Genomic DNA, 11,028 nt, shown 5'->3' with positions numbered 1-11,028 from the left:
CGGGCAAAAAGGAAGGGGGTTGGGGGGAAGGAATTTTTGCCCGCCTGCTTCCGTTCCCGTTCCGTTTGAGAAAAGGAAAAGCGGAAGGGGGGTTTGGGGGGAATTCCGCTTTTCCTTTACGAAATCAAATTGAGGACAGCCCCGCCACCTGCCTGAATACTTGGAAGGCAGAACACCGCAGAAAAATACTCTTTTCATTAAAAGAAGAAAAAATCGGGCGCGCGCAAAATGAAAAGAGCAAAGAGTATTTTTCTGTGGTGGTGCGAGCTTGTCGAGCGGTGGCGGGGCTGGCTTCCTTATTGGGGGGTTTGCTCAAAAAAAGTTCGAACATCAATCAAAAAACACCGCCAAAGTTGTTAATGAACCCCGATTATCCTAATCGGGGTTCATTTTATTTCTAAATACTGTATAATTTATAATATATGCCAAAGCGAATGAAAAATTCTTCTAATGGCCGTTTTGATTATCTTAATCTCTCTCCCGGAGATAGGCAAATTAAAAAAGGGATACTTAAAAAAGGGATAAAACAGATAAAAATTACTCCAAGCACAACGATCGCGGAACTTGTTTCTAATATGGCAGATATGTCAATCCAAGCCCGCAATATAGGCCAGTGCGCCAAAGTTTTGGAGAATATGTACAAAGACAAAAAGCGTCCTACGGTCTTTTTGGGGTTGGCGGGGCCTCTTATTGCTGCCGGCTTAAGAAGTGTAATTAAGGATTTAATAGTTAACAAGGCTGTTGATGTTGTTGTCTCTACCGGTGCAATAATATTTCAGGATGTTTACAATGCTTTAGGTCATGGCCATTTCAAAGGATCTCTCTTTGCTGATGATTCTCTTCTCCATTCCTTGAGGATTGATAGGATATATGATACTTATGTTGATGAGGAGATGTTTTGGCGGGTGGATAATTTTTGCGGAAGAGTTGCTGATAAAATGCCTACGGGCAATTATTCAAGCCGCCAATATCTGGAATATCTGGCTGATGAAATAGATGATGAAGAGGCTATTCTTTATCAATGTAGAAAATACGGGATTCCTGTCTTTGTTCCAGCCCTAAATGATTCTTCTATAGGTATTGGATTGACAGAACATAGGGTTCGTTGTAAAAAAGAAGGAAAACCTGGAATTGCCATAGATTCGATTATGGATAATGATGAAATAGTTCAAATTGTAGTTAACTCGAAGTCTACTTCTTCTATTTATATTGCCGGAGGTGTCCCAAAAAATTATATAAATGATGCAATAGTTATGGGATACATATACGGGCGTGAAAAGGGTCATGATTATGCTGTTCAAATAACAACTGCAGTTGTCCAAGATGGGGGACTTTCCGGATCAACATTAGAAGAAGCAAAATCTTGGGGTAAAGTTGATAGAAAAGCAAGATCCGCCATGGCCTGGGTTGAACCAAGTGTCTCTTTGCCTCTTTTGGCAGGTTATATTCTGGGGAGAGGATTGACTAAAAAAAGATCAAGATTAAAATTTAAGTGGGAATATGACAACTTAAAGGAGATGAAAACAGGGTGATTATTTTGACCGGTGGGGCGGGTTTTATAGGAAGCTGCTTTCTTTCAAAGCTTAATTACGAGGGAGAAAAAGAGATAATAGTTGTTGACCATTTGGGTTATACTTCAAAATGGAACAATTTGACCGGAAAATCTTTTTTGGATTATTTTGAAAAAGATGAGTTTCTAGATAAACTTGATAAATTTAGGCCGCATAAAAAAATGAAAGCTATTTTTCATATCGGTGCGTGCTCTTCTACCATGGAAACGGATGCTTCTTATCTTATAGAAAACAATTATGAATACTCTAAAAAGCTTGCAATGTGGGCATTTGACAATAACGTCCCTTTTTATTACGCTAGTTCGGCTGCAACCTATGGGGATGGAAGGTTTGGTTATTCAGATGAGGATGAAAATACTTTAAGGCTTTTGCCTCTTAATATGTATGGGTATTCTAAGCATCTTTTTGATTTGTGGTTATTGAAAAATAAATTGCTGGATAAAGTTGTAGGGTTTAAATATTTTAATGTGTTTGGGCCTAATGAATACCATAAAGGAGAGATGAGAAGCCTTGTTGTAAAAGCATATCATCAAATTAAAAAAGACCGGAAAATAAAGCTTTTTAAATCTTATAGACCGGAATATAAAGATGGTGAACAGCAAAGAGATTTTATTTATATTAAAGATGTAGTCAATCTTATGTATCATTTTTATGCTGAGTCAAATGTTAGAGGCATATTTAATGTCGGCACAGGAAGGGCGAGGACATGGAACGATCTTGCCAATGCTGTTTTTTCAGCCTTGGAAATTCCAACGCAAATTGAATATATTGATATGCCGGAAATAATGAGAGAAAAATATCAATATTTTACACAAGCTGATTTATCGAAAATGCGAGAAAAGGATATTAGTATTTCGTTTGCCTCTCTTGAAAATTCAGTTGCCGATTACGTGAAAAATTACCTCGAAAAGAATTCCGCTTTTTTGGCATAAGCGCAAAAAATAAGAAATTTCCTTATAAAATTAACGATATATATGTAGAAGATTAATTTTTTTGAATAAGGAGTTTTCTTGTGACCGGATTGAGATTATTAAAAGAACTAATTCCTTCTGTTAATTATTGCAAACCTGCTATTCCTTATATTCCTTTGGCGCCAGATTCAAGAGGAAGGTTGGTTAGGCCTGATGAACCCCGATTAGGAAATCGGGGTGAAGATGAATTTGAAGTGCCAAGGACTAAAGATGACCTTGTTGCCAGCCGTCTGATTGATTCTGATCGTTTGAGGGATATTTTAAAGCCTGGAGAGAGAAAGACTATTCTCTTTTTAGGGAGATCGGGGATTATGGATGAGGGGGCAAGGGGTGTTTTTATGCGTAAGGCGGAAGATATTACCTGCAAAGCATTTTCAATTCTTCGTCGTGTTGGCGTTTATCCTGAAGAACATTTTAATGTTGCCACTTCGCTTACTGAAGGAATTATTGATGTTTTTACAAGAGAGATTGCTTTTAGGTTCGGGCTTCCTGTTATTGCTTTTGCGAACGAATGGTATATAAAGACAGCTGATTATGTCAGAACTGACAGCGTAACCATGCCGCATATTTATCGTACCGGAGATGGAATTACAGATTACTCTCGGGAGAGTAGCGGGTTTAGCGATCTTGTCTTTTGCATGGGCGGCGCCGAGTATACCTTTTTACATGATGTTCCCCAGTCAATATTGCAGAATAAATCTGTTGTGATGTACGCGGATGAATCGCTTCCTCCATGGGAAGAGATTGTTGGGCAAAATGGTTTAGATAGTAATGGATCAAAAAGACTGAAAATGGGGAATTGCTGCCTCCTTGTCAGGGATAATCCAAATTATGCTTATGGAATGCTCAGTGATAAATTGACTTTTATTAGTGGTAGGCGATGGAGCAATGAAGAAGTGTCCAGAAGAATAAAGGTTATAGACCGTGAAGAGGCTCTGGCTCAGGTTTTGTATGAATTAAGTGGAGGGGTTGGGGATGTTATGTCAAAATTTAATGATATAAAAGAAAACCCTATCCCTTTAGAGCAAATAGGCGCTGGATTATTCAGAGATGTATCTTTTGTTTTATCCGTAGCCGGCAGATCACAATATAATAATAAGCCCAATTCTTTTGCTGAAAAAAGCTTTGTTGAAAATTTTGTTGATAAGCTTGTTTTTTATCTGAGATGGCATTATGCTATCTCCCCTTATGAAATCTTTGTGATTCATGGCATGAGTGATTACGGTTCTGATAGAGTCTTTTTGGATAAACTATTGAGCAGAGGGTTTCGCGGATATGGCGTTGTAAGACCACTTTATGCGGATTATGTGAATAGTCATTCAAAGTTTATCTCCCCCTATGTTTTAACAGATGACACAGATAAGGCTTATAGCAGCGCTTATGTCGGCAATGGATATTCTGATCTACTGCTTGCCTGTGAAGGGAACGGAGGAGTCGCAGCTCATGTGGAAGCCGCAATCGATTATTCTGTGCCGGTTATTATTACTCCAATTACAGAAGATTCTGCAATTTCTATTTTTTTTGATCAGCAGGATGGAAAAGAAAAATTGAGGATAACTAATATTGCCCCTTATTTTCAAGGGAAAATTGCTAAGGGAAACTCGCGGTACAGTGGTAATCTCTCTTTTACAAATGAAGCATCTCTTGTGGCCCGATTTATTAGTAGATCAATTTTATTAAAAAGAGGGATCCCCTCTGTAATAGAGAGAGAACCTATGCTGATGTTGGCTTGATTTTTTGTTATTCTTGAAAACGCCTCAAAAATTCTGTAAAATGAATATATTATCTGTCTTTAGCTATAAGTTGACAAGCCGCGGTAGCTCAGTCGGTAGAGCAGTAGCCTGAAAAGCTATGTGTCGGCGGTTCGATTCCGCCCTGCGGCATTTTTTATTACCAAGAGAGATAGCTCAAATTTATCCTACCTTTTAAAATTATTCTCCTTTTATTAAAGTGCGGAGATCTTTTGTCCAAGATGGGTCTGTTGCGTAATGGTCATTCCCGTGAAAACGGGAATCTATTTCTCAAAAAACAACCCCGATTATAATAATCGGGGTTAAGATGGATCCCCGCTTTCGCGGGGATGACAAATTGCAAAAACTATCATTACGCAACAAGCCCAAGTTGAAAAAAAATAGAGCTTTAAAAACTTCGAAAATGTTGTAAAATAAATATCGTGAGTTGCAGATTTGATTCTAAAGTTTTTTTGTTTTGAAGAAAACCTGAAAGGGAGGTTGTTGATGAAGCTCATTTTAAAAATTGAAGCTCTATTCTTCTTGGTTTTTATGTTTTTTTTGTCCCACAATGCTTATGCGGTCTCTTATGATCCCGGAATTAAAGATGTATTGGAAGGGCAGGCTTTTATGTATAATTGGATGTTTATTTCTTTGGGGGGGTTAATTGTTTTGGGAATAGCTGTTTTTGCAGTAAAGGCCCATTTTATTTCTTTGAAGAAAAAAAAACTAAAAAATGAAGAAATTCAAGAAAAAGAAGCTTCGAAAGAAGTTCCACAATTAAAAGAGCTTGAGGCAAAATTGTTTTTTACCGCAGCTGAACTTAAACAAAAAGAAGCAGAAAATGAAATATTTAAAAAAGAGCTTATGAAAATGCATGATATTATTGAAGAGAGAAGAAAAAATGAAGAGATGCTAAGAAAAAGCGCCATAGAACTTAGAAGAGAGCAAGAGCGAGTTGTTATGGAAAAAGAGCGGTTGGCCATTGAATTAAACAAAAAAAACAGCCCGCGACTTTTTAGTGATATAGATATCGAAGAAATTATTGTTGTAGAAGGGGAAACTTCTAGAAATTTGAGGCTAAAAGAGGATATGAGCGCGCAAGAAATGAGCATTAAAAGAGTAATTGAAAAAGATGAGGTTTTAAACAAAAATAAAAAGATAAAAAAAAGTAAAACAACCGGAAAAAAAGTAGTAATAAAAAAAAGAGGGTGAAGGGTTAAATGAAAAAAATTGTTTTTTGTTTGTTGGTCAGCTTATCTGTTTTTGCTTTGGCAGGTGCGCCTTTTGCAAAGATGACTTTTTATCTTATAGACAATTTCGAGGATAATTCGTTTTCAAATAAATGGTATGTTTTTGATAATGTGGAAGGGACGCTTGTTGATAATCCTGGCTTAGACATAGAAGATTCTGTTTCCGAAGCTTGTGGTGAAAAATCCTTAAAATTGATTGGAAAGACTAATAATTGGTATGTAGGAGGGATGGGGACTCTTTTAGAGGTTGATGGCATGGATTATTCCAGAATTGTTATAGATGTTTATGGAAGTTCTAATTTTGGAAAAATTAAATTGGAACTTTTCGAAAAAGAAAAAGATAAGGTTGATCAAAAAGGAAATCTAAGTGAAACCAAATGGGTGGTTGAAATTCCTGTTTTAGGAGAAGGGTTTACAAGATATTCCGTTCCTTTTTCTTCTTTTTATTCTGAAGATACAAAAGATTCCGGCAAAGTAGTTTTTCATGGCCGGCAGGGAGGAAATATATCTAAGTTGCAAGCCATATTTGTTGCATCATCTAAAGAAGGTGAATTTGATTGCATGGTTGATAATTTGATGTTTACTTTTTAAATGGGAGGTGGTCAAATGAAAAAAATATTTTTTGGTTTTGTCATATTTGTTTTGTTTACTTCTGTTTCACTGGCTATTTCTTTTAAAGATTTTGATGAAGAGGGGGTAAGTTTAAAGGCAGGACCTACCGATGTTGTGGAAGGTTTGTCCATTGCGTGGGTTGAAGCGGCCCTTTATCCTAAACGTGTTGAAAAAGGGCAAGAACTTTTTCTGGAAGTAAAACTTACTTCTAAAGTTGAAAAAGTTTATGCTCAATTGGACTTTGGGAATACATCAGAAAAGGTTGAACTTTCGTCAAATGATGGATTTTCATGGACTGGTGTTTCTAAAACTCCTCCTAATATTGTGGAGGGGGGACATTTGGCTCAAATAATTATACAGGGTAAAAAAGAAAAGCAGATTACCAGAACTTTGGATTTTGTTGTTTTGGCTGGGGATACAACAACTGCTAAAGCATCGGAATTTGATATTACAACCCTGACAGAGGTTAGTTTTGTTGGAGATGAAGGAAGTATAAAGAAATTAGGAAAGGGAGAGAAGATAGCAGCTTTTTTTAAAGCTCCTTTTTATAGGGTTAAACTTAAAGATGGTACTGAGGGGTGGGTTGAAGCTTCAAAAGTGAAAGAGCCTACAGAGGAATTTTATTTTAGAGGATATAAGTTTTATAGCAATAGAGAGTATGACAAAGCTGCAAATTCTTACTCTCAGGCAATCAGACTTGATCCTTCTTACACAAAAGCACATTATTGGTTGGCCAAAACTTATCTTAAGCTTGGGAAAGATTTATTGGCAAAAGACCAGTTAATAGAAGTTATGAAGCAAGATTCTAATTTTACCGGGGCCAGAAGGTTGGCATCTTTGCTTGTTGATAATTATTATAAAGCTGCTTTAGATAATTTGGGCAACAAAAATTACAAGGGCGCTTTAACTAATCTAAATAATGTTTTAGCTCTTAATCCCAATATGCTTTCTGCTTGGATTAAACTTGGTGAAGTGCATGCTATTGTCGGGTCAAAGGATGAAGCTAAAGTCGCATGGAGGGAAGCGTTAAAAATTGATCCGGAAGATAAAAATGTAAGAAGCTTGCTTGGTTATAATGATAGTGTTGCTAAAATTGAAAAAGAGCCTGTTAGAGTTGCCTCAGCTTCTAAAAAATTGGAAACTAAAAAGGATTTAACAAATAACAATAATGCGGTTTCAAAGGATTTTGTAAAAGATTCTATTAAACTGGTTCAGGTTTCAAAAACAACAAGAGGGACATCTGTTGTTTCTGCCATTAAATCTGTTATTGCTCTAACAAAATCGCTGGGAACCAAGGTTGATGAGGTGGGGTGGAATGTTTCCGCCATGGAAAACGGTTTTTTGGTGCAATACGCTTGCCGTCAACAGCGTAAAGGACGGGTTGAAGCGGAGAACTTTGATTGGAGGATAGATCCTGACAGCAGACGGGTTATTGCATTAAATGATAATGCAAAGCTTTTAATGACCCGTTGGTAGTTTTATATTAGTGTATAGGTTTTTGAAAAAAAGGGATCTTTTTAATAAGATTCCTTTTTTATTGTATAATAAGTTGTGGATATTAGCTGTGACCGTTGCATAATGGTCATTCCCGTGAAAACGGGAATCTATTTTTCATAAAACAACCCCGATTATTATAATCGGGGTTAAGATGGATCCCCGCTTTTGCGGGGATGACAAATTGATTACGCAACAAGCCCTAGCTGTATTGCCATGTGTCATAAGCTATGAGCCATAAGCTATGTGTCGTAAGCTATGTGTCGTAAGCTATGTGTCATAAGCTATGAGCCATAAGCTATGAGCCATAAGCTATTAAGCCGATGTAGCTCAGTTGGTAGAGCAGCTGTTTCGTAAACAGCAGGTCGCCAGTTCAATCCTGGCCGTCGGCTTGTTAGTTTATAGCTTATGGTAAATGGCTTATAGCATTTTGTAATATTATAGAATATGAGAGTGTTGAGAAATGTCTTTCCGTGGCAAGCTGATTGATTGTCGCATTTTGTTTTATATTTATTTTTGCGACAATTTTTATTTTTTGTTATATAATTTATGTATAAATAGCTATGGGCTATAAACCATATGCTAATACGCCGATGTAGCTCAACTGGCAGAGCAACTGATTTGTAATCAGTAGGTTGGTGGTTCAATTCCACTCGTCGGCTGTTTCTCCCTAATCTTTTATCCCCGACAAAGATAATCGGGGTTAACTCAAATTTCCTCTCTACATTTGATTATAGTATAATATCAACTACAAATGATTTATTTGATTTATGGTGATGAACAGTTCCTTGTACAGGAAGAGTATAAAAGTATTTTGGATAAAAATCCTGACGCTTCTGTCGAAAAACCTCAAGACGTTTCGGATAAGCAGCTTGTTGAGCTTATCTTTATGCATTCACTTTTTTCACCTAAAAGGATAATTGTTTTGGACGGATTTGATTTTGAAAACGCAACTGACCTGCTTGCTACTTCTTTTTCAAACATTCCGGAAGGGGTTATTGTTGTAATTAAAAATCCAGTGGCGCTTGATAAACGCTCCAAAATTTATAAGATAATAAACGCCCATGGAAAGACTTATGAATTTAAAAATATTCCTGAGTGGGAGGAGGAGAAGGTTGTAGATTTTGTAAAACGAACATTTTTAAGGTCAGGGAAAAGCATAAGCAATGATGACGCCTACTTTTTGGTTGAAGGGGTGGGGCGCAATCTTTCATTGCTTAATTCAGAAATCGATAAGATATCAACTTATGTTGGAGAAAAAGAGTTGATAGAAAAAAGCGATATTGAAACTTTGATGATCAGATCAGGCCTTGATCTTTTTACTCTTTTAAATTCAATGTTTGAAAAAAATGCTCTTATTGCTTTTAGAGCAATTAAGAGTCTGTTGAAAGAGAAAGAAAATCCTTTATCTATTCTAGCTTTTTTGGCTTCGCAATATAGATTGCTTTTAAAAGTTAAGCTTTTGTCTTCTCTTGGGAGAGACCCATCTCAAATTGCCCGGGAATTAAAATCTTCTCCATATTATATAAAAAGGCTTTGTGATCGTTCCCGAATATTTAATGTTAATCTGTTGAAAGAAGCCTTGCTTATGATGTATGATGCTGATCTAAAGATGAAGAGCGGGTATGATAGTGAAATAGAATTGTCTTTGCTGATTTCGAATTTAGTAGGATGAATTTTTCATTTTTTCTTATAACTTTGAACTATGCATAAAAAACGTTTAACTTTTTTTTTAATATTTGTTGTTATATCTTTTTTTATTATCTTAATAAGACTTGTAGATATTCAAATCATTCATCACTCTTTTTATAAAAAAAAGGCGGAGTCTCAACGCCGCCGTATAATCCCTATTGCAACAGACAGGGGCGATATTTATGACCGCAACGGTGAGCTTTTGGCGACATCTATAGATGTTAAATCTATATATGTGAATCCAAAAGAGTTTGTAGCTTATTCTAAACTTGAAAATGCTTTGGATATAACTCTCCCCCGATTTTCCAAAAAAAGATTATTTGCATGGGTCAAACGAAAAGTTGACTCAAAAACAGTACAAAAAATAGAAAATCTAAACTTGCCTGGAGTTTATTTTCTTGATGAAAAGAAAAGAATTTATCCTAAAGGGAGCTTAGCTTCTCAGGTTTTGGGGTTTGTAGGAGTAGATAATGAAGGTTTGTCCGGCGTTGAATTGTCAATGGAGGACTATTTGAAGGGAGAAGCATTGAATATTGTTACAGAAAGTGATCCTGCAGGCTATGAATTGTTGACTAAACGTGAAAGTGAAAAGAAAAAAATTTCTTCCGGCTCCAATATTTATCTTTCCATAGATGAGAGTATTCAATATTTTGCGGAGAGAGAGATAAAAAAAGCTGTTGAAAAATATTCAGCTTTGTCTGGATTGGTTATAGTAATGGATACTAAAAGTGGAGAAATTTTAGCCATGGCTGGCAAACCGGATTTTAATCCTAATAATTATGATAAATTTAGTTCCAAAGTATGGAGATGCAAGGCTTTGGATATTTATGAGCCTGGCTCTACTTTCAAAACAATAACCGCAGCGATCGGTCTAAACGAAGGGGTTATAGGTCTTGATTCTAAATTCAATGCTTTGGATAAAATAGTGGTGGGGGGGAAGACTATAGAAAACTCTCATAAAATAAATTGGAAGGGGAACCGGTTTTGTACTTTGTCTTATACGCTTGAACAATCAATAAATACAGCGATGGTTCAAATAGGATTAAAACTGGGAAAAGAGAAGCTTTATAACGGCATAAAAAATTTTGGGTTTGGGGATTCTGTCGATGTTGGCCTTAGAGGGGAATCTCCGGGAATAGTAAGGCATTTTTCTTACTGGTATGCGCCGGATATTGCCATGATGACATTTGGTCAAAGCATTGCTGTTACTCCGTTGCAATTATGCTTAGCCTATCTTGCTATAGGAAATAAAGGAGAGCTTGTTAAACCTGCATTAATAAAAAAAATACAAAGTGAAGATCAAAAATTTGTTAAAAAATCGACAGTTAACAAAATAAGAAACGCCATATCTAAAAAAATATCATCTGAAGTTTTGGAACTTTTGGAAAATGTTGTATTGAAAGGTTCAGGAAGAAGAGCAAAAATTAAGGGATTTAGAGTTGGGGGAAAGACTGGGACTGCACAAAAAGCAAATCCTGATGGAAGAGGATATTTTAAGGATAAATATATAGCTTCATTTATAGGTTTAGCTCCTATTAGTGATCCTAAAGTTTTGTGTTTAGTTGTAGTTGATGAACCCCATGGATCAATTTGGGGAGAATCTGTTGCGGGTCCTGTTTTTCAACGAGTCGTAGAAGAGACTTTAAGATATTTAAACATTAAACCGGACAATTTGACAGGTGAGGCGAAAATCGCAAATTAGGGT

8 protein-coding genes, 3 tRNA genes and 1 pseudogene are annotated in these 11,028 nt (G+C 36.3%); all 12 read left to right on the top strand.

Going from position 1 to position 11,028, the window contains the following annotated elements:
• The 12 genes and pseudogenes from A2290_08545 to A2290_08490 all read left to right on the top strand — a co-directional run bounded on the left by A2290_08545 (position 1) and on the right by A2290_08490 (position 11,025).
• Positions 1-401 (top strand): annotated as a pseudogene (locus A2290_08545) (hypothetical protein).
• Between the two features lie 21 nt (positions 402-422).
• A complete protein-coding gene (locus tag A2290_08540) occupies positions 423-1,532 on the top strand; it encodes a hypothetical protein (protein ID OGC14456.1) in 1,110 nt (369 codons plus the stop codon).
• Positions 1,529-2,503 carry an ADP-glyceromanno-heptose 6-epimerase gene (locus A2290_08535; protein OGC14455.1) on the top strand — a complete coding sequence of 325 codons (975 nt, stop codon included), beginning with the start codon at positions 1,529-1,531 and terminating at the stop codon, positions 2,501-2,503. The genes A2290_08540 and A2290_08535 overlap by 4 nt, the downstream gene beginning before the upstream one ends.
• A gap of 80 nt (positions 2,504-2,583) precedes the next feature.
• The gene (locus A2290_08530) at positions 2,584-4,275 is read left to right on the top strand and encodes a hypothetical protein (GenBank protein ID OGC14454.1); all 1,692 of its coding nucleotides are present in this window, start codon (positions 2,584-2,586) and stop codon (positions 4,273-4,275) included.
• 77 nt (positions 4,276-4,352) lie between these two features.
• Positions 4,353-4,425: transfer RNA gene (locus A2290_08525), tRNA-Phe, on the top strand.
• 354 nt (positions 4,426-4,779) lie between these two features.
• Positions 4,780-5,487 (top strand): hypothetical protein, encoded by a 708-nt coding sequence (locus A2290_08520; protein ID OGC14453.1) that lies wholly within the window; start codon positions 4,780-4,782, stop codon positions 5,485-5,487.
• Between the two features lie 8 nt (positions 5,488-5,495).
• Positions 5,496-6,116 (top strand): hypothetical protein, encoded by a 621-nt coding sequence (locus A2290_08515; protein ID OGC14452.1) that lies wholly within the window; start codon positions 5,496-5,498, stop codon positions 6,114-6,116.
• A 15-nt stretch (positions 6,117-6,131) separates the two neighbouring features.
• Complete coding sequence (locus tag A2290_08510; protein OGC14451.1) at positions 6,132-7,613, top strand: hypothetical protein; 1,482 nt, start codon at positions 6,132-6,134, stop codon at positions 7,611-7,613.
• A gap of 337 nt (positions 7,614-7,950) precedes the next feature.
• Positions 7,951-8,023 (top strand) — tRNA-Thr (locus A2290_08505).
• Positions 8,024-8,220: 197 nt separating this feature from the next.
• Positions 8,221-8,293 (top strand) — tRNA-Thr (locus A2290_08500).
• A 92-nt stretch (positions 8,294-8,385) separates the two neighbouring features.
• Positions 8,386-9,306 (top strand): DNA polymerase III subunit delta, encoded by a 921-nt coding sequence (locus A2290_08495; protein ID OGC14450.1) that lies wholly within the window; start codon positions 8,386-8,388, stop codon positions 9,304-9,306.
• A 30-nt stretch (positions 9,307-9,336) separates the two neighbouring features.
• Positions 9,337-11,025: a hypothetical protein gene (locus A2290_08490; GenBank protein OGC14449.1), complete on the top strand. Its 1,689-nt coding sequence runs from the start codon at positions 9,337-9,339 to the stop codon at positions 11,023-11,025.
• Positions 11,026-11,028: the final 3 nt, after the last annotated feature.

This window comes from candidate division WOR-1 bacterium RIFOXYB2_FULL_36_35 (genome assembly GCA_001771505.1).
In the GTDB taxonomy this organism is placed as follows: domain Bacteria; phylum Margulisbacteria; class WOR-1; order XYC2-FULL-46-14; family XYC2-FULL-37-10; genus XYB2-FULL-36-35.
Note: the sequence above shows the minus strand (reverse complement) of the source record. Positions and strands in the feature narration are given on the sequence as shown.